Raw genomic sequence first — 18,018 nt, 5'->3', positions numbered from 1 at the left:
CTTTGTGCAAGCGTCCGTGAAAACGGGCAAGACCGGAAAAGGAGTCCGCCTATGGGCAAACGTCATCCCAACCTGTTCGCCTGGCAATGGCAAGGCTACGCCGCCAACCACCGCAACCCGACCAACCTGGCGTTGCACCTGGTGGCGGTGCCGCTGTTCGTGGTCGCCGCCCTGGTGCTGCTGGGCGGGCTGTTCAAGCTGAGCCTGGGCAGCATCCTGCTGGGCGTCATCGGCATGGTCGCGGCGCTGGCCATCCAGGGCCGCGGACACAAGCTGGAGGAACAGGCCCCCGAGCCGTTCAGCGACCGCAAGGACGCCGTGAGCCGCCTGCTCGCCGAGCAGTTCGTCACCTTCCCGCGCTTCGTCCTCAGCGGCGCCTGGTGGCGCGCCTGGCGCAACCGCCGGCGCTGAGCCCTAGCCGAAGATGGTCGCGGTCTGCCGCGAGATCGCCAGCAGCTGGCCGTCCGCCGTCCAGCACTGGGCGGCGATGTGCCCGTAGCCGTCGCGGGCGTGTTCGATGGTCGCCAGGTACTGGCACCAGCCGTTGGCCGGCAGGGCCGGTTGCGGCTGGACGAATTCGATGGTCCAGGTCAGCGAGCTGGACGGCGCCGGCGTCTTGAGCATCGGCAGGGTCGCCGGCGGCCAGGCGTCGATCAGCGCCAGCAGGTGGCTGACCTCCATCGGCTCGTCGCCCACGCCGTCGCCGCGAAAGCGCATCCAGCCGCCCATCTCCCGTGAAGTGCTCGACGAAAAGGGCATGCCGCCCACAGCCCAGCGCATGGCGATGTGGCGGGTGAACTCGGGCATCAGCTTGCGGATGAAGGGCAGCTCCTGGCAGTCGTCCACCGCCTTGAAGGCCGGCGCCGGCAGGCCCTCGACCTGCACCACCGATTCGCGCGGCAGGCCGAAGCTGGCCTGGGCCAGGGTCAGCACCTGGCCGTTCTGCACGGCGCGGCAGAACACCTGGCTGACCGCCTTGCCTTCGCGCAGCACCTCGGCCTGGAAGCTCACCGGCACTTCCGGCTCGACGGGGCCGACGAAGGTAACGGCCAGCGAACGCAATGGCCGCCCGGCCTCGGCAACGGCGGCCATCGCCTCGTAGGCCATGGCCGCCACCAGGCCGCCGAAGCTGGCGCGGCCCTGGCCCCACTGTGCCGGGATCACCACTTTTTCCGGCGCATTGCGCACCGCCTGGATGAGTTCGGGAAAGGTCATCGTCGCCTCCTGCTGACTGGGCCAGGGGGCATCTTAGGGGGAAAGGCGGCGGGGCTGGCAACCATCCTTAGGGCTGAACGCGGGTCCACTCAAGGGGCGAATGTTCGTTCATAGATGGGAGTGGGGCATGACCCTGTGGTGGTTATCCGCCGAGATACCCAAACCATGAGCCGCGCCAAGGCCGAACCCGGAGCGGCCGGATGCCATGGTCAAACGGCGTGGTTGATGAGCCAATCGCGGACGGAGTCCGCGCCTACGGTTCCAGGAAGCACGGCTTTTCGTAGGATGGCGTTGAGCGAAGCGATACCCATCACCACGGCAGCATGGGTATCGCAAGCTCAACCCATCCTACGAAGCACCTCCGCGCAAGGTAGGACTCCGTCCGCGATCATCCGTCGCTGAAAACGGCGGATGGCGCTCAGCCCAGCGCCTTGAGCAGCCGCTCCAGGCTCTCGTCGGCATCCCGCTCGGCCAGGTCGTGCAGGGCGTTCCAGTGCGGCTGCAGGGGCATCAGGTCGAGTTCGCGCTCGCTGCGGATCAGCCACTGCTCGTAGTCGTGCCAGGTGCCCAGGGTGGACTGGGCCTCCTTCAGCGGCGCCAGCACCTTCTGCGGCAGCGGCGAATCCTTCGGGTAGGCCTCCAGGGCGTAGCGCACGCGCTTGATCAGCAGGCGCAGGCGATGGCGGTCGTGGGCCGGGTCCTTGAGGGCTTCGCGCAGCTTGTGCCACTGCTTGGCCAGGCGCTTGCGCACCTGGGCGTGCAGGCCTTCGAGCACGCCGTGGCGTTCGGCGGTGCGCCAGAGCATCGGCCAGCCGTCGAGCAGGCGCATCAGCCGGTCCCACTGCGGGCTGGCGAGCAGCGCCAGGTAGCCGGAGGTCAGTGCCGGCCGGCGCAATGCGGCGGCCTTTTCCAGGCCTTCGGCTTCCAGCACCGGCAGCAGCACTTCGAGGTCGCGCAGCGGCCCGCTCAGGCGGCCCAGTTCGCTCAGCGCCGCCTCGATCTCGTCGATGCCGGGCATGCCCTGGGCCGGATGCAGCAGGCTGCGCAGGCGCCGCACGGCGATGCGCAGGTCGTGCAGCGCCTCGCTGTCGGAGCGCGCGCGCAGGCGCTCGGAGGCCGCGAACAGGGCCACCTCCTGCTCGATCACATGGGAAACCAGATAGTCGCTGAAGGATGACACGGCGAACTCCGTCCGTCGGGGCCTGGAATCTATGAGGTTAGCTGGCGGCGCATCGGCGGCAAGCCGCCGCCCGTGGCCGATGGTCGCAAGGCGTTTCAGCGGCCGCGCCGGGCCAGCCGCCAGGGCAGTTGCCGGCGCAGCCGCGCCAGGTGCTCGCGCAGTTCCTGCGGCGCGGAACCGGCGCCGGCGTAGCGCTGGCGCTCGAACGCCGCCAGGTAGGCCTGGATGCTCGCGGCCTGGGCCGGCAGCGCAACCATCGCCCGCTCGGCGAAGGCGCGCGGCCCTTCGCCGGCGTGGCGCTGCAGGCCCTGGGCAGCCAGAAGCTGTTCGAAGCGCTCGAAGCTGCGCAGCTGCGCATCCCGCGTCCGCCGCCAGGGCTTGAACAGCAGCAGCGCCAGCAGGCCCAGCGACAGCGCCCCGCCGCCCACCAGCAGCACGCCGGTCCAGAGGCTGTCGCGCTCGCCGAACCAGGCCCGCAACAGGCCCGCCTGCTGCTCGCCCTGGTAGCCCAGCACCCAGCGCTGCCAGTCGTAGTTGAGGTTGTCCCAGCTCAGGCGCAGCTGGCTGAGCTGGCCGAAACCGCCATAGCGCAGGCGGGCGAAGGGCGAGTCGGCGAGGAAGCTGCCCTCCTCCGCCAGCGCCGCCTGCAGGCCGCGCTCGATGCGCGAGGGGGCGACCTGGAAGGTCGGGTCGACGCTGCGCCAACCCGCGCCCGGCGACCAGTACTCGACCCAGGCGTGGGCGTCGAACTGGTGCACCAGCAGGTAGTCGCCGGCCGGGTTCAGCTCGCCGCCCTGGTAGCCGGTGACCACCCGCGCCGGGATGCCCGCCGCGCGCAGGACGAAGGTCATGGCCCCGGCGTAGTGCTCGCAGAAGCCACGGCGGGTGTCGAACAGGAAGCCGTCGATGCGCTCCTCGCCGGTGGCCGGCGGACGCAGGGTGTAGGCGTAGGGCTGGTCGTGGAAGTGGCGCAGCACCGCCTGCACCAGCGCCTCGGGCTGCGGGTAGCGCTCGCGCAGCTCTGCGGCCCAGGCCCGCGCGCGCGGGTTGCCGCGGGCCGGCAGCTGCAGGTCGCGGCGCAGCGCCGTGGCGCTGCTGTCCGGCTCGCGCAGGGCCCGGGGCCAGGAGCTGGCGCGGTACATCAGCACGTCCTGCACCGGGCGCCGCCGCTCCAGGCGGAAGTCGCTCATCATGCGCGCATCGTCCGGGCCGCCCTCGGCGACGTCGAGGGTGAACAGCCAGGGCCGCGAGCTGGGCTGCATGATCACCTGGTAGCTCAGCGATGGCCCCTGCCTGCGCCAGTCCGGCGCTCGTTCGCTGCGCCCCTGCCAGGACTGCGTCCAGCGCTGGCCGTCGAAATTCTCCAGGGTCAGGGCGCGCCAGTAGAGCTGGTCCTGGGGCGGCGCGGCGTCGTCGAACTTGACGCGGAAGGCCAGTTCGGTGGACTGGCTCAGCTCGACGAAGTCGCCGGGCATCATCGAGTCGCTGAGCCCGGTGGTGGCCTGGCCGCCGGGCAGCGGCAGCGACCACAGCGGGCCCAGCCGCGGGAACAGCAGGAACAGCAGCAACATCAGCGGCAGCGCCTGCAGCAGCAGACCGCCGGCCAGGCGCAGGGTGCGCCAGGGGCCTTCGGCGAAGCTGCTTTGCTGCAGGCCGATCAGCGCCGCCAGCAACGCGGTGACCGGCAGCAGGCTGAAGGCCGCGGCCAGCAGGCTGGCGTCGAACAGGTAGCTGGTGGCCACGGCGAAGAAGCCGAGCAGGATCAGCACCAGGGCGTCGCGGCGCGTCTTCAGCTCCACCAGCTTGATGACGAAAGCGGCGATCAGCAGCACCACGCCGGCGTCCAGGCCGATCAGCGAGCCGCGCGACAGCCACACGCCGATGCCGGCGGCGATCACCAGGGCCAGCTTGGCCAGGCCGTTGGGGTAGCGCGCGCGCATGCGGTAGACCTGCACGCGCCAGGCCGCGCAGCCGAGCCAGAAGCCCACCACCCAGAACGGCAGGTGCTCCAGGTGCGGCAGTATCACCAGGGCCTGGGCCACCAGCAGCCAGGTCAGGGCGATGCGCGGGATCGGCTGCTGGCTCACGGCCGTACTCCGAACAGCGCCAGTTCGCGCAAGCAGGCGCCGCGGTGGGCGTCGCCGCTGGCCAGCGGCAGCTGCACGCCGGGCAGGCGCAGGCCGAAGCTCTGGCCGCGCAGGGACAGCTGCAGCACCCAGTGGCAGAGGCAGGACAGGCGCGTCTCGACGTCGCCGCCGAGCAGCTCGAAGTCCAGCCAGAGGTCGCGCCCGCTGAGCGCGGCGAAGTCCTTCACCAACAGGCCCTGGCCGCGGGAGTAGGCCTTCCAGTGCAGACGCCGGCGCGAGTCGCCGCTCTGGTAGGGGCGCAGGCCCTGGAAGTCGTCGGCGCCGCTGCCGCTGGCGCGCAGGCCCTCGTCGTGCTCGTCAGCGCGGCCGCCTTCCAGGGGCAGGTCGGCGGGCAGCGGACGCGGGTAGACCAGACCGGTCTGGTCCAGGTCGAGCCAGCTCCAGGCCACCAGCAGGCCCAGGGGGAAGCGGCTCTCCACCCGCAGGCGGCCCGGGCGCAGCCAGCCGCGGCGCTCGGCCGGCAGCGTCAGCAGCAGTTCCTCGGCGCCATTGGCGCGCACGTCGGCGTACTGCAGCGCCTGTTCCGACCAGCCGAGGCCGATGGCCCGGCGTTCGCGACCTTCGCCTTCCAGGCGCACGCGGAAGCAGACCTGCTCGCCGACGAACACCGGCAGCGCACCCAGCGCGGTCAGGCGCAGGCCACCGAGGTTACGGTAGGTGTGCAGGATGGCGACGATGAACAGCGACAGCAGCAGGAAGGTCAGGCCGTAGGCCAGGCTGTTCTGGTAGTTGATGGCGGTGAGCAGCAGCAGGACCACGGCGACACCGAAGGCCACGCCCTGCCCCGAGGGGATGATGAAGATGCGCCGCTGGTTCAGTTGCAGCGAGGGCGACGGCGGGATGCGCCGGGCGATCCAGCTCTGCCACAGCGGGCGGACCTTCACCAGCATGGCCGGGCCCCGCTCACAGCGCCGGGACTTCGCGCTGCAGCCACTGCACCAGGGCGCCGCCGCCGTGCCCGGAAGGGTCGGCCTGGTCGCGCAGGCGGTGCCCGGCCACCGACGGCAGCACCGCCTGGACGTCCTCGGGGATGGCGTAGTCGCGCCCGGCCAGCAGGGCCCAGGCGCGCGCCGCGGCCAGCAGCGCCAGGCTGCCGCGCGGCGACAGGCCGAGGGCGAAGGCCGGCTGGCTGCGGGTGGCCTCGGCCAGGCGCAGCACATAGTCCACCAGGGCGTCGCTGACGTGGACCTTCGGCACCTCGGCCTGCAGCGCCGCCAGCTCGGCGGGGGTGAGGATCGGCTCCAGGCGCGGCAGCAGGTCGCGCCGCGCCTCGCCCAGCAGCAGGGCCTTCTCCGCCGCGCGCCCCGGGTAGCCCAGGGACAGGCGCATGAGGAAGCGGTCGAGCTGGGATTCGGGCAGGGCGAAGGTGCCGCCCTGGGTCACCGGGTTCTGCGTGGCGATCACGAAGAAGGGCTCGGGCAGCGGCCGGGTGGCGCCCTCGATGGTCACCTGGCCCTCTTCCATGGCCTCCAGCAGCGCGCTCTGCGCCTTGGGCGTGGCGCGGTTGATCTCGTCGGCCAGCACCAGCTCGGCGAAGATCGGCCCGGGGTGGAAGACGAACTGCCCGGTGTCCTTGTCGAACACCGAGGTGCCGAGCACGTCGCCGGGCAGCAGGTCGGAGGTGAACTGGATGCGCTGGAAGCTCAGCCCCAGCACCCGCGCCAGGGCGTGGCTGAGGGTGGTCTTGCCCATCCCCGGCAGGTCTTCGATCAGCAGGTGCCCGCGGGCCAGCAGGCAGGTCATGGCCAGGCGCACCTGGACCTGCTTGCCCAGCAGGATCCGGTCCACCGCTTCCAGGCATTGCTCCAGCTTGCCGCGCATCCTCACCTCGTGCCGTGCAGACGAAAAGTCCGATCCTACTGGCCCGCCGCGGCAGCGAACAGGCCGCTTCGCCACAAACTGTGACGGGGCCGGCTCAACTGGCCAGCAGCCGCTGCACCAGCCAGCGCGCCGCCGGGCCCAGGCTGCGCTGCCGCGACCAGACCACGTCGACCGCCACGCTGCGCGGCCAGCCGGGCACCTGCAGCGGGTGCAGGCGGCCGTTGGCGAAGCGCTGGTTCATCCAGGTCGGCAGCTCCACCCAGCCGAAGCCGAGCACTGCCATATCGAGCAGCAACAGGTAGGTCGGCGCCGACCAGCAGCGCCCGCCCAGGGGCGGCTCGGCGTCGTCGATGAAGGTGTTCAGGCGCAGGTTGCGGTGGCCCAGCAGGTCGCTGCGCTCGACCTTTTCCAGCTGCGCCAGCGGGTGCGCGCGGCTGACGAACAGGCCGAACTCGGCGCATTCGCCGAGGGTGGCCGAGCCGATGTCCGGCGGGTAGTTCGGCTGCGCGGCGAGCAGGCCCAGGGAAGCGCGGCCCTGGCCGACCAGGTCGATGACGTCGCCGTGCTCGGCGATCAGCCATTCGAACTCGATGTCCGGGAAGTGCTGGTCGATTTCCGCCAGGCGCTTCTCGAAGGGTTCGGACTGGTAGGTATCGGACATCGCCAGGGTCAGCCGCGGCTCCATGCCGGCCGCCAGTTGGCCGGCCAGCTGGCCGAGGCGGTCGTTGGCCATCAGCACTTCCTCGACGCGGCCGAGCAGGGCCTTGCCGGCCTCGGTGAGCCTGGGCTGGCGCGCGCTGCGGTCGAACAGCTCCAGGCCCAGGTCGATCTCCAGGCGGGCAATGGCCTCGCTGACGGTGGACTGGCTCTTGCCCAGCTTGCGCGCGGCGGCGCTGAAGGAACCCAGGCAGGCGGCCTCGGCAAAGGCCTGGAGGGATTCGGGGGAATATTGCATGGGGGCCTCGTCCATCGGTTTTGCCGATGCTAGCCAACTTCGAAACAACCCTTCAACCGATGAGAATAGCCGCCAGCCGGCCCGGTGGGGCCCCTCTTTATCTGGAGAAAACCCATGAGCATGCAAAAGACGCTGAAGGAAAGGCTGTTCCACGTCCTGCTCTTCGAATTCATCGCCCTGGCCATCTGCGCCCCGGCCCTGGCCTGGCTGATGGACCAGCCGCTGGGCCACATGGGCGCCCTGACGCTGATGTTCTCGCTGATCGCCACGCTGTGGAACATGGTCTACAACACCCTGTTCGACCGCGCCCAGCGGCGCCTGCAGTTCGCCCGCACCCTGCCGGTGCGCGTGCTGCACGCCTCGCTGTTCGAGCTGGGGTTGATCTTCATGCTGGTGCCGCTGGCGGCCTGGTGGCTGGGTATCGGTCTGGTGGAGGCGTTCGTGCTGGATATCGGGCTGATTCTGTTCTTCTTGCCGTACACCATTGCCTTCAACTGGGTGTATGACGCGCTGCGGGCGCGGTGGATGGAGCGGCCACGGGAGGTTTTGGTGCGTTGAGGGGGCTTGCTCGCGAACGGTGTTTGCCGGGGACTTTCGGTGCTGAATTCGAGAGCACCCTCTCCCCAGCCCTCTCCCGCAAGCGGGAGAGGGGGCTGTCCTGAGCGATGCGTCGGTCAGGCGCCATCCTCCCACCCTCGTCATTCCCGCGAACAGCGCTTGCGCTGCCTTGGCTTGGGTGTTTCTGCGTCGCTCCGGGTTTGCCCGACCGTCTTGTTTCGCCCCCTCGGGCGAGTCCCTTTTGTCAAACGGTGGAAGGCCACCCCCGCAAAAAGGGACCAAATCGGCCTGCTGAAAGGGCGTTACGGTGCGCTCGGAGGTTTCTCTGGAAGTCCGAATCGCGGACGGAGTCCGCTCCTACGGTTCCAGGAAGCACGGCTTTTCGTAGGATGGCGTTGAGCGAAGCGATACCCATCACCACGGCAGCATGGGTTTCGCTCACCTAGGGTTCAGGGAAGCACGGACGTAGGAGCGGACTCCGTCCGCGATTGGTTCATCAACCACGCCGGACACCCCGCTGGCACGAACAGCCCCCTCGTTCAGGCCAGGGAAGCGACTATCGCCGCCAGCGCCGCGCCCGGATCGGCGGCCTGGCTGATCGGGCGGCCGATCACCAGGTAGTCGGAGCCGGCGTCCAGGGCCTGGCGCGGGGTGAGGATGCGGCGCTGGTCGTCCTGGGCGCTGCCGGCCGGGCGGATGCCCGGGGTGACCAGTTGCAGGGCCGGGTGCGCGGCTTTCAAGGCCGGGGCTTCCTGGGCCGAGCAGACCAGCCCGTCCATGCCCGCCTTCTCGGCCAGGGCCGCCAGGCGCAGCACCTGTTCCTGGGGCTCGACGTCCAGGCCGATGCCGGCCAGGTCCTCGCGCTCCATGCTGGTCAGCACGGTCACGCCGATCAGCAGCGGTTTCGGGCCATCGAAGGCGTCGAGGGTCTCGCGGCAGGCCGCCATCATGCGCAGGCCGCCGGAGCAGTGTACGTTGACCATCCACACGCCCATCTCGGCGGCGGCGCGCACGGCCATCGCGGTGGTGTTGGGGATGTCGTGGAATTTCAGGTCGAGGAACACCTCGAAGCCACGGCCGTTCAGCGTCTCGACGATACCCGCGGCGCAACTGGTGAAGAGTTCCTTGCCCACCTTCACCCGGCACAGTTTCGGGTCGAGCTGGTCGGCCAGCGCCAGGGCGGCCTCGCGGGTGGGGAAATCCAGGGCGACGATGATCGGGGTCTGGCAGACGGACATGGGCTCTCTCGCGGGGGGATTCTGAAAAACGCCGCGCATTGTCGCAGAAAGCGCCGCCGCCGGCAGCTTCCGGCGACGCGTTGCCCGCCCTATACGCTCAGGCGCTCGCGCAGGCGGCCGAGCATGCCCAGCAGGCTGCCGACCTTCTCCCGCTCGCGCTCCTCGCGCGGCGCCTCGGCCAGGCGCGCCACCTGCGGCTGCGGTTGCGCGCGCCACAGCTGGGCCTGCTCGGCGGCGGCCTTCAGGCCCTTCTCGAAGAGGCCGCGGCGGATCGGCTTGGGCAGGTAGCGGAAGATCTGCGCCTGGTTGATCAGCGCCAGCAGGTCCTGGGTATCGCGGAACGGCGTCACCACCAGGCTGAGCAGGCGCGGGTGGGCCTGGGCCAGGGACTTGAGCAGCGGCGCGGTGTCCTCGCCGGCGAGCTTGAGGTCGCTGACCAGGATGTCGATGGGCTCGGCGTTCAGCCGCAGCAGCGCCTCGGCCAGGTTGCGCGCGCGGTGCAGCTGGTGGTTGCCGGCGGCGCAGAAGTCGCCGACGCAGGCCAGGGTGTCGGCGTCGTCGTCCAGCAGCAGCACGTTGAGCGGCGCGGCCAGCCGGCTGATGGCCTGCAGGTCGGGCGCGGCGGCCTGGCGCCCGGCGATCTCCGCCGCCTGGCGCAGGGTGAAGGCCATTTCCTGCGGGTCCCAGGGCTTGGTCAGGTAGCGGAAGATGCCGCCGTTGTTCAGCGCTTCCACCGCCGCGTCCAGGTCGGAGTAGCCGGTGAGCAGGATGCGCAGGCAGTCCGGGGCGATCTCGCGGGCCCGGGCCAGCAGCTCGGCGCCGCTCATCTGCGGCATGCGCTGGTCGCTGACGAGAATCTGCACCGGCTCGCTGCGCAGGCGCTCCAGGGCGCGCCGCGGGTCGGACTCGGTGAGCACCTCGTAGTGCCGGCGGAACTGCATGGCCAGGCTGCGCAGGATGCGTTCCTCGTCGTCGACGAAGAGGATGCGGGTCAGGCCGGTGGGCCGGGCCTGGCCGGACTGCGGCAGGGCCTTGAGCGGCTGGGTCATGTCAGGCACTCCGTTTCAGGTCGCTGGCCTGCGCGCGCGGCAGGCGGATGAGGAATCGCGTGCCGCGCCCCGGCTCGGAGGCGACGCGGATGCTGCCGCCGTGGTCCTGGACGATCTTGTAGCTGATCGACAGGCCCAGGCCGGTGCCCTGGCCCGGCGGCTTGGTGGTGAAGAAGGGGTCGAAGATGCGCGCCATCACCTCGGCGGGCATGCCCTTGCCGTTGTCCTGCACCGAGACGTACACCGCCGCCTCGTCGGCCCAGGTCCTGACGTGGATGTGGCCGTAGCCGTCCATGGCCTGGGCGGCGTTGGTGAACAGGTTGAGCAGCACCTGGTTGATCTGCGAGGGCGCGCAGGCGATGCGCGGCAGCTCGCCGAGCTGGCGGATGATCTCGGCCTTGTCCTTGACGCTGTTGCGGGCGATCAGCAGCGCGCTCTTCACGCACTCGTTGAGGTCCACCTCCTCGCTCATGGCGCGGTCCAGGCGGGCGAAGTCCTTGAGCCCGCCGACCAGCTCGCCGATCTGCGCCAGGCCGTAGGTGGTGTCGCCGAACAGTTGGTCGAGGTCGCCCAGCAACTGCTCCAGGGCGGCTTCCGCGCGCACCTGCCCGGCGGTTTGCAGGGCCTGGGCCAGGCGAGCCTCGTCGCAGGCCGCGTCGTTCAGGCAGTCCGCCAGCTCGGCCTGGCTCTCGGCCAGTTGCAGCAGCGGCAGGAGCTGCTCGCGGAGCAGCTCGAGGTTGTTGCGCACGTAGCCCAGCGGGGTATTCAGCTCGTGGGCGACGCCGGCGACCATCTGCCCCAGGGAGGCCATCTTCTCCGACTGCACCAGTTGCGCCTGGGACTCCCGCAGGTCGACCAGGGCCTTGCGCAGCACGCGGTTGCGCTGGGCGATGCGCGCCTCCATGGCCTTGAGCAGGTCGAGCACGGTGCCCAGGCCCAGGTAGACGCCTTCGCCGTCGACCAGGATGAAGTCCTCGGTGATCGGGTACTTCAGTTGCGCGGTGACCTGCTGCGCCGCCTGTTCCAGGCTCCACTCGATGTCCACCCGCAAGGGGCTGGCATTCATCATCTCGCTGACCGGGCGGCGGCCCCAGAGATCGCGGCCGAAGCGCTGCATGAAGATGTCCTGCAGCGTGTAGCGGCTGATCAGCCCCAGCGGCCGGCCCTGCCCGTCCACCACCGGCAGCGAGAGGAAGGCGCGGTGCTCGGCGGTGAGCAGGCGGTCGGCGACGTCGCTGAGGCTCATCTGCGCCTGCAGCGGTTCCACGGCGCGCAGGAGTGCGTGCAGGGCGCTGGTGGTCATCGGCGGACTCCGCTGGCTGAAATGTCCGCCAGTCAATCAGGTCCAGATTGCCATCATGTGACAGCGGTCGCGCGCCACGCATCCTTCACGGGAAGGTCATACGCCGGCAACAAGCCTGCGTCCGACCACCGCCACGCACTGACAAGCCGGGCGCGCGGGTTTATGGTGAAAGCTCGCATCCCAAGGAGAACGCCATGCCCTGGTACGCCTGGTTGATCATCGCCCTCGCCCTGGGCTCCATCCTCGGCGGCCTGTTGTTGCTGCGCGATAGCGCCCGCAAGCTGCCGCTGACCGAGGAGCAGCTCAAGCGCATCCATCAGCGCAACGCCGAAATGGACGCCCAGGACGCCCGCGACGACAAGCGCTGAGCGCCGCCGGCCGCCCCGGCGCCCGAGGTCATTTCCCTCATTCACCGCCGCAGGCATGGATCAGGCAGGGCGAATTGCCTAGACTGCGGCCGGTGGATGGAGGACACGATGCTCAGGAAGCTACTCCCGCTGCTGCCAGGGTTGCTCCTGCTCGGCGGTTTCGCCCTCGGATTCGTCCAACCCCTGGGGCTCTTGATAGGCGCACTCTTCGTCGCCTGGACACTCTACGGCGAACAACGCCTGCCCTGGCTGCTCTGGTGGCCGGTGTGCCTGCTGGCGAGCTTCGCCCTGGCCGCGCACCTGCTGCCCGGCACCCAGTCGTGGACGCTCTGGCCGCCGCGGCAGCTCTCCGCCGACGCCCCGGCCTACGCGCTGCGCCTGTCCTGGGACAAGGCGCTGGCCGGCGTCACCCTGCTCGCCTGGTGGCTGCGCCGGCCGCCGCTGGCGGGGGCCTCGCCGGACTATGCCGGCATCACCGTGGTCGCCACCCTGTTCGCCGTGCCGCTGCTGGCCACCGCCCTGGGCCTGGTGGTGTGGCGGCCGAAATGGCCCGACGGCCTATGGATCTGGCTATTGGTGAATTTCGCGGTGATCGCCCTGACCGAGGAACTGATCTTCCGCGGCCTGTTGCAGACCTCGCTGGTGGAGCGCCTGGGCGCGCCCGCCGGGATCATTGTCAGCAGCCTGCTGTTCGGCCTGGCGCACCTGCCCTTCAGCGGCCAGTTCGCCGTGGTGGCCGGCATCGCCGGGCTCGGCTACGGCCTGGCGCTGCACTTCAGCGGGCGCATGCTGGTGCCCATCCTCCTGCACGGGGTGGTCAACAGCGTGCACCTGCTGCTGCTGAGCTACCCGCTGCACCTGGGCCTGGGCTGATCAGGCGGCCTTGTAGACCAGCAGCAGGGCCTGCTCGGCCAGGTCGTCGAGGGTCATGCTGCCGTCCTGGCGGAACCAGGTCATGGTCCAGGACAGCGCGCCGGTGAGGAAACGCCGCAGGATGAACGGGTCGCCCTCGCAGTAGCCGGCGGCGCGCGCCTCGCCGAGCACGTCCAGCCACATCTGCTCGTAGATGTCGCGCAGGCCGAGGATGTAGGCCTGGCCCTCCGGCGACAGCGAGCGCCACTCGTAGACCAGCACCGCCATGGCCTCGCCGGTGCCGCCCATGATCGATTGCAGCTCGCAGCGGATCAGCGCCAGCAGGCGCTCGCGCAGGTCCTCGGCGTCGGCCAGGGCGGCGCGCATCAGCGCGGTGTTGTAGAGGATGGTCTCCTCCATCACCGAGCGCAGGATTTCGTCCTTGCTCTTGAAGTGGTGGAAGATGCTGCCGGACTGGATGCCCACGGCGCCGGCCAGGTCGCGCACCGTGGTGCGTTCGTAGCCCTTGGCGCGGAACAGGTGGGCGGCGGTCTGCAGCAGCTTGCCGCGGGCGCTCTCCGGGTCGGTGACCTGCCCGTTCGCCACCAGCTCCAGCATCACTTCGCGCGCTTTCTGGTCATCCACGCTCTGCTCTCCCCTCGTCCGCCATCCGGCCACCACTGTTCAGGGCGATTCCATGATCGCCACGCAAGTACTTGTGCATACAGGTGAAATGTATGCCTGCGGCGGCAACCAAGCAAGCGCTTGGCCATCACTTGGTTGGGGTGTCTGGCGCTTATGCCCTCTTTTCAACCAAGCGCTTGCTTGGTAATGTCGAAGCACCTCTCGACCGTCACGGGCAGAACAATGACCAAGACCGTACGCATCGGCTGCGCCTCGGCTTTCTGGGGCGACACCTGCAGCGCCGCCGCCCAGCTGGTGAAGGGCGCCGAGCTGGACTACCTGGTGTTCGACTATCTGGCCGAAATCACCCTGTCGATCATGGCCGGCGCGCGCCTGAAGAACCCCGAGGCGGGCTACGCCACCGACTTCGTCGAGGTGCTGGCGCCGCTGCTGGGCGAGATCGCCGGCAAGCGCATCCGCGTCATCAGCAATGCCGGCGGGGTCAACCCGCAAGCCTGCGCCAAGGCCCTGGCAGCCGCCTGCAAGAAGGCCGGGGTACAGCTGAAGATCGCCGTGCTGGAGGGCGACAACCTGCTGCCCCAGGCCGGCGAACTGGCCAGGGCCGGGACCGTGGAAATGTTCAGCGGCGCCCCGCTGCCGCCGATGTGCGTGTCGATGAACGCCTACCTGGGCGCGCCCGGCATCGTCGAAGCGCTGGCGCTGGGCGCGGACATCGTCATCACCGGCCGGGTGGTGGACAGCGCGGTGGTCAGCGCCGCCCTGGTGCACGAGTTCGGCTGGGCCTGGAACGACTACGACAAACTCGCCCAGGCCGCACTGGCCGGGCACATCATCGAATGCGGCGCGCAGTGCACCGGCGGCAATTTCACCGACTGGGAAAGCGTGCCGGACTACGAGCACATCGGCTTCCCCATCGTCGAAGTGCAGGCCAGCGGCGACTTCGTGGTCACCAAGCCGCAGGGCACTGGCGGCCTGGTCACGCCGCTGAGCGTCGGCGAGCAGATGCTCTATGAGATCGACGACCCGCGCGCCTACCTGCTGCCCGACGTGGTCTGCGACTTCACCGGCGTGCAGCTGCGCCAGGCCGGCCCCGACCGCGTCGCCCTCGGCGGCGCCCACGGCCTGCCGCCCACTGGCCAGTACAAGGTCAGCGCCACCTACCCCGACGGCTTCCGCTGCACCGCCAGTTGCCTGATCGCCGGCATCGACGCAGTGAAGAAGGCCGAGCGGGTGAGCCGGGCGATCATCGCCAGAACCGAGGAAATGTTCGCCGAACGCGGCTGGGGGCCCTACCGCGAAACCAGCATCGAACTGCTCGGCAGCGAAGCCACCTACGGCCCCCACGGCCGGCGCCAGGACAGCCGCGAGATCGTCGTCAAGCTCGCTGTGCGCCACGCCCGCAAGGAGGCACTGCTGCTGTTCTCCCGCGAGATCGCCCAGGCCGCCACCGGCATGGCCCCGGGCCTGACCGGCATCGTCGGCGGGCGGCCCACGGTGTACCCGGTGATCCGCCTGTTCTCCTTCCTGGTGGACAAGGCGCGCTGCCAACTGGCGGTGCGCATCGGCGAGGACAGCCATGCCGTCGCCCTGCCGCAGCTGGAGCACTTCGACCCGGCGAACCTGGCCGAGGCCGCGCAAGCCCCTGCCGCCAACGGCCAGGCCACGGCCAGCGTGGCGCTGGTGAGGCTGGCGGTGGCGCGCTCCGGCGACAAGGGCGACCACAGCAACATCGGCGTGATGGCGCGCAAGCCCGAGTACCTGCCGTGGATCGCCGAGGCGCTGAGCGAAGGCGCAGTGGCCGAGTGGATGCAGCACGTGCTGGACCCGCAGCTGGGCCGCGTCAGCCGCTGGTACCTGCCGGCCAGCCACAGCCTGAACTTCCTGCTGGAGCACGCCCTGGGCGGCGGCGGCGTGGCCAGCCTGCGCATCGACCCGCAGGGCAAGGCCTTCGCCCAGCAACTGCTGGAATTCCCGGTGGCGGTGCCGCAGCACATCGCCGATGAACTCAGCTCTTCGTAGGAGCGAGCTCGCGAACCAGCCCGGCAACGCAGTCGCCGGGAAATCCATTCGCGAGCAAGCTCGCTCCTACGACAAGAACGAACGCTTGAGCAGGACGACAAGAACAATGGCATACGACTCGATCTTCAAGCCCGGCCTGTTCGCCGGCCAGACTGTAATCGTCACCGGCGGCGGCAGCGGCATCGGCCGTTGCACCGCCCATGAACTGGCGGCCCTGGGCGCCCATGTGGTGCTGGTCGGGCGCAAGGCCGAGAAGCTGGAGAAGACCGCCGACGAAATCGTCGAGGACGGCGGCAGCGCCAGCTGGCACAGCTGCGACATCCGCGACGAGGAGGCGGTGAAGGCGCTGGTGGCGCAGGTGCTCGCCGAGCGCGGGCCGATCCGGCACCTGGTCAACAACGCCGGCGGCCAGTACCCCGCGCCGCTGGCCTCGATCAACCTCAAGGGCTTCGAGGCGGTGGTGCGCACCAACCTGGTGGGCGGCTTCCTCATGGCCCGCGAAGTGTTCAACCAGAGCATGAGCAAGACCGGCGGCAGCATCGTCAACATGCTCGCCGACATGTGGGGCGGCATGCCCGGCATGGGCCACTCCGGCGCCGCCCGCGCGGGCATGGAGAACTTCACCAAGACCGCCGCCGTCGAGTGGGGCCACGCCGGGGTACGGGTCAACGCCGTGGCGCCGGGCTGGATCGCCTCCAGCGGCATGGACACCTACGAGGGCGCCTTCAAGGCGGTGATCCCGACCCTGCGCGAGCACGTGCCGCTCAAGCGCATCGGCACCGAGTCGGAAGTGGCCTCCGCCATCGTCTTCCTGCTCTCCCCCGGCGCCGCCTTCATCAGCGGCAACACCATCCGCATCGATGGCGCCGCCAGCCAGGGCAGCCGTGCCTTCCCGCTGAGCAAGGCCAAGCCCGGGCAGAGCCGTTCCTACAACGGCTTCCACCGCGCCTACCTGCCCGACGTGCTGAAGGACCAGGAGTAAGCCATGCCGGTGATCGTCTCCGAACTCGACACCCAGGGCGAGGACTTCGCCCGCAACCGCGAGGCCATGCTGGCCGCCGTGGCGAGCTTCCGCGAGGTCGAGCAGAAGGTGCTGGACAAGGCCGCCGAGGCCAAGCCGAAGTTCGACAAGCGCGGCCAGCTGCTGCCGCGCGAGCGCCTGAACCTGCTGCTCGACCCCGGCGCGCCCTTCCTCGAACTCTGCTCCCTGGCCGGCTACAAGTTGCACGACGACAAGGACGGCACCCAGGCCGGCGGCGGCATCATCTCCGGCATCGGCTACGTGGCCGGGGTGCGCTGCCTGGTCAGCGCCAGCAACAGCGCGATCAAGGGCGGCACCATCTCGCCCACCGGGCTGAAGAAGACCCTGCGCCTGCAGCAGGTGGCCCTGGAGAACAAGCTGCCGCTGGTGGCCCTGACCGAGAGCGGCGGCGCCAACCTCAACTACGCGGCGGAAATCTTCGTCGAGGGCGCCCGCGGCTTCGCCAACCAGGCGCGGCTGTCGGCCGCCGGCATCCCGCAGGTCACCGTGGTGCACGGCTCCAGCACCGCCGGCGGCGCCTACCAGCCGGGGCTGTCGGACTACGTGGTGGTGGTGCGCGGCAAGGCCAAGATGTTCCTCGCCGGCCCGCCGCTGCTCAAGGCCGCCACCGGCGAGGTGGCCACGGACGAGGAACTGGGCGGCGCCGAACTGCACGCCCAGGTCGCCGGCACCGCCGAGTACCTGGCCGAGAACGACGCCGACGGCGTGCGCCTGGCCCGCGAGATCCTCGCCGCCCTGCCGTGGAACGCCCAGCTGCCGGCGCGCCCGACAAGGCAATGGGACGAGCCGCTGTACCCGGCCGAAGAGCTTCTCGGGGTGGTCCCGGCGGACGCCCGCAAGCCCTACGACGTGCGCGAGATCATCGCGCGCATCGCCGACGGTTCGCGCTTCCTCGCCTTCAAGAACGAGTTCGACGCCCAGACCGTCTGCGGCCACCTGCACATCGAGGGCCACGCCTGCGGCCTGATCGGCAACAACGGCCCGATCACCCCGCAGGGCGCGGCCAAGGCGGCGCAGTTCATCCAGCTGTGCGAGCAGAGCAACACGCCGATCCTGTTCCTGCACAACACCACCGGCTTCATGGTCGGCACCGAGTCCGAACGCCTGGGCGTGATCAAACACGGCTCGAAGATGATCCAGGCGGTGGCCAACGCCACGGTGCCCAAGCTCACCCTCGTCGTCGGCGGCTCCTACGGCGCCGGCAACTACGCCATGTGCGGCCGCGGCCTGGACCCGCGCTTCATCTTCGCCTGGCCGAACAGCCGCACCGCGGTGATGGGCGGCGCCCAGGCCGGCAAGGTGCTGCGCATCGTCACCGAGGAAAAGCACGCCAAGGAGGGCAAGGAGGCCGACGCGAAGATGCTCGACATGCTCGAACAGGTGACCGCGCAGAAGCTCGACGCCCAGTCCACCGCGCTCTACGGCACCGCCAGCCTGTGGGACGACGGGCTGATCGACCCGCGCGACAGCCGCCGGCTGCTGGGCTATCTGCTGGACATCTGCGCGGAGGCGGCGGTACGGCCGCTGAAGGGCAACAGTTTCGGGGTAGCGAGGTTCTGACCTGATACAGGCTCCCTCTCCCTGAAGGGAGAGGGAGCCAAAGCAACCCGGCATGCAACGGACCAC

General features: G+C 69.9%; 17 protein-coding genes. 7 read left to right on the top strand and 10 right to left on the bottom strand.

The genetic code is table 11. The annotated features are described in order from the left end of the window. Positions 1–51: 51 nt before the first annotated feature. The gene (locus tag IG194_RS24180; protein ID WP_009621548.1) at positions 52–411 is read left to right on the top strand and encodes an Mpo1-like protein; all 360 of its coding nucleotides are present in this window, start codon (positions 52–54) and stop codon (positions 409–411) included. Between the two features lie 3 nt (positions 412–414). Here the strand turns inward: IG194_RS24180 and IG194_RS24175 are convergent, their stop codons facing one another. The 6 genes from IG194_RS24175 to IG194_RS24150 form a co-directional block, all read right to left on the bottom strand. Beyond that, the gene (locus IG194_RS24175; protein ID WP_043316103.1) at positions 415–1,215 is read right to left on the bottom strand and encodes an acyl-CoA thioesterase; all 801 of its coding nucleotides are present in this window, start codon (positions 1,213–1,215) and stop codon (positions 415–417) included. A gap of 418 nt (positions 1,216–1,633) precedes the next feature. Next, positions 1,634–2,395 (bottom strand): CHAD domain-containing protein, encoded by a 762-nt coding sequence (locus tag IG194_RS24170; RefSeq protein ID WP_009621543.1) that lies wholly within the window; start codon positions 2,393–2,395, stop codon positions 1,634–1,636. A 95-nt stretch (positions 2,396–2,490) separates the two neighbouring features. Further along, on the bottom strand, positions 2,491–4,482 hold the full coding sequence (locus IG194_RS24165; protein WP_058488965.1) for a DUF3488 and DUF4129 domain-containing transglutaminase family protein: 1,992 nt from the start codon (positions 4,480–4,482) through the stop codon (positions 2,491–2,493). Then, on the bottom strand, positions 4,479–5,432 hold the full coding sequence (locus IG194_RS24160; RefSeq protein ID WP_058488964.1) for a DUF58 domain-containing protein: 954 nt from the start codon (positions 5,430–5,432) through the stop codon (positions 4,479–4,481). The genes IG194_RS24165 and IG194_RS24160 overlap by 4 nt, the downstream gene beginning before the upstream one ends. Positions 5,433–5,445: 13 nt before the next feature. Beyond that, positions 5,446–6,363 (bottom strand): AAA family ATPase, encoded by a 918-nt coding sequence (locus tag IG194_RS24155; RefSeq protein WP_043267198.1) that lies wholly within the window; start codon positions 6,361–6,363, stop codon positions 5,446–5,448. Positions 6,364–6,457: 94 nt separating this feature from the next. Next, entirely contained in the window at positions 6,458–7,318 is an 861-nt protein-coding gene (locus IG194_RS24150; RefSeq protein ID WP_058488963.1) for a LysR family transcriptional regulator, read from the bottom strand. Between the two features lie 114 nt (positions 7,319–7,432). On the opposite strand from IG194_RS24150, the gene IG194_RS24145 reads away from it, so the two are divergent. Then, positions 7,433–7,876 carry a multidrug/biocide efflux PACE transporter gene (locus IG194_RS24145; protein WP_058488962.1) on the top strand — a complete coding sequence of 148 codons (444 nt, stop codon included), beginning with the start codon at positions 7,433–7,435 and terminating at the stop codon, positions 7,874–7,876. Between the two features lie 539 nt (positions 7,877–8,415). Here the strand turns inward: IG194_RS24145 and pyrF are convergent. The 3 genes from pyrF to IG194_RS24130 form a co-directional block, all read right to left on the bottom strand. Then, complete coding sequence (pyrF, locus tag IG194_RS24140) at positions 8,416–9,114, bottom strand: orotidine-5'-phosphate decarboxylase (RefSeq protein ID WP_058488961.1); 699 nt, start codon at positions 9,112–9,114, stop codon at positions 8,416–8,418. 89 nt (positions 9,115–9,203) lie between these two features. Beyond that, the gene (locus IG194_RS24135; protein ID WP_058070989.1) at positions 9,204–10,163 is read right to left on the bottom strand and encodes a response regulator; all 960 of its coding nucleotides are present in this window, start codon (positions 10,161–10,163) and stop codon (positions 9,204–9,206) included. A 1-nt stretch (position 10,164) separates the two neighbouring features. Then, the gene (locus IG194_RS24130) at positions 10,165–11,466 is read right to left on the bottom strand and encodes a sensor histidine kinase (protein ID WP_058488960.1); all 1,302 of its coding nucleotides are present in this window, start codon (positions 11,464–11,466) and stop codon (positions 10,165–10,167) included. Between the two features lie 194 nt (positions 11,467–11,660). Here IG194_RS24130 and IG194_RS24125 point away from each other — a divergent pair, with 194 nt between their 5' ends. Together IG194_RS24125 and IG194_RS24120 are read left to right on the top strand one after the other, a co-directional pair. After that, positions 11,661–11,834, top strand: coding sequence for a DUF2897 family protein (locus IG194_RS24125; RefSeq protein WP_009621525.1), 174 nt, complete (start codon positions 11,661–11,663; stop codon positions 11,832–11,834). Positions 11,835–11,942: 108 nt separating this feature from the next. After that, positions 11,943–12,707 carry a CPBP family intramembrane glutamic endopeptidase gene (locus IG194_RS24120; RefSeq protein ID WP_009621524.1) on the top strand — a complete coding sequence of 255 codons (765 nt, stop codon included), beginning with the start codon at positions 11,943–11,945 and terminating at the stop codon, positions 12,705–12,707. On the opposite strand, the gene IG194_RS24115 is transcribed toward IG194_RS24120, so the two are convergent. Continuing rightward, positions 12,708–13,331, bottom strand: a complete 624-nt coding sequence (locus IG194_RS24115; protein ID WP_009621522.1) for a TetR/AcrR family transcriptional regulator — start codon at positions 13,329–13,331, stop codon at positions 12,708–12,710. Positions 13,332–13,553: 222 nt separating this feature from the next. Here IG194_RS24115 and IG194_RS24110 point away from each other — a divergent pair, with 222 nt between their 5' ends. The 3 genes from IG194_RS24110 (at position 13,554) to atuC (ending at position 17,952) form a co-directional block, all read left to right on the top strand. Continuing rightward, positions 13,554–15,350 (top strand): acyclic terpene utilization AtuA family protein, encoded by a 1,797-nt coding sequence (locus tag IG194_RS24110; protein WP_058488959.1) that lies wholly within the window; start codon positions 13,554–13,556, stop codon positions 15,348–15,350. 106 nt (positions 15,351–15,456) lie between these two features. Then, positions 15,457–16,332, top strand: coding sequence for an SDR family oxidoreductase (locus IG194_RS24105; RefSeq protein ID WP_058488958.1), 876 nt, complete (start codon positions 15,457–15,459; stop codon positions 16,330–16,332). Positions 16,333–16,335: 3 nt separating this feature from the next. Beyond that, entirely contained in the window at positions 16,336–17,952 is a 1,617-nt protein-coding gene (atuC, locus tag IG194_RS24100) for a geranyl-CoA carboxylase subunit beta (RefSeq protein WP_058488957.1), read from the top strand. Positions 17,953–18,018: the final 66 nt, after the last annotated feature.

It is taken from the genome of Pseudomonas sp. ADPe (assembly GCF_014843515.1).
Taxonomy (GTDB): Bacteria; Pseudomonadota; Gammaproteobacteria; order Pseudomonadales; family Pseudomonadaceae; genus Pseudomonas; species Pseudomonas citronellolis.
The sequence above is the reverse complement of the archived record's forward strand: the minus strand, read 5'-3'. Positions and strand labels throughout refer to the sequence as shown.

Bases quoted from the DNA above. Each gene is read 5' to 3' on its own strand.
- IG194_RS24130 (WP_058488960.1), bottom strand. From the start codon at position 11,466: ATGACCACCAGCGCCCTGCACGCACTCCTGCGCGCCGTGGAACCGCTG.
- IG194_RS24175 (WP_043316103.1), bottom strand. From the start codon at position 1,215: ATGACCTTTCCCGAACTCATCCAGGCGGTGCGCAATGCGCCGGAAAAA.
- IG194_RS24120 (WP_009621524.1), top strand. From the start codon at position 11,943: ATGCTCAGGAAGCTACTCCCGCTGCTGCCAGGGTTGCTCCTGCTCGGC.
- IG194_RS24110 (WP_058488959.1), top strand. From the start codon at position 13,554: ATGACCAAGACCGTACGCATCGGCTGCGCCTCGGCTTTCTGGGGCGAC.
- IG194_RS24180 (WP_009621548.1), top strand. From the start codon at position 52: ATGGGCAAACGTCATCCCAACCTGTTCGCCTGGCAATGGCAAGGCTAC.
- IG194_RS24150 (WP_058488963.1), bottom strand. From the start codon at position 7,318: ATGCAATATTCCCCCGAATCCCTCCAGGCCTTTGCCGAGGCCGCCTGC.
- IG194_RS24125 (WP_009621525.1), top strand. From the start codon at position 11,661: ATGCCCTGGTACGCCTGGTTGATCATCGCCCTCGCCCTGGGCTCCATC.
- IG194_RS24105 (WP_058488958.1), top strand. From the start codon at position 15,457: ATGGCATACGACTCGATCTTCAAGCCCGGCCTGTTCGCCGGCCAGACT.
- IG194_RS24145 (WP_058488962.1), top strand. From the start codon at position 7,433: ATGAGCATGCAAAAGACGCTGAAGGAAAGGCTGTTCCACGTCCTGCTC.
- IG194_RS24155 (WP_043267198.1), bottom strand. From the start codon at position 6,363: ATGCGCGGCAAGCTGGAGCAATGCCTGGAAGCGGTGGACCGGATCCTG.
- IG194_RS24160 (WP_058488964.1), bottom strand. From the start codon at position 5,432: ATGCTGGTGAAGGTCCGCCCGCTGTGGCAGAGCTGGATCGCCCGGCGC.
- IG194_RS24135 (WP_058070989.1), bottom strand. From the start codon at position 10,163: ATGACCCAGCCGCTCAAGGCCCTGCCGCAGTCCGGCCAGGCCCGGCCC.
- pyrF (WP_058488961.1), bottom strand. From the start codon at position 9,114: ATGTCCGTCTGCCAGACCCCGATCATCGTCGCCCTGGATTTCCCCACC.
- atuC (WP_058488957.1), top strand. From the start codon at position 16,336: ATGCCGGTGATCGTCTCCGAACTCGACACCCAGGGCGAGGACTTCGCC.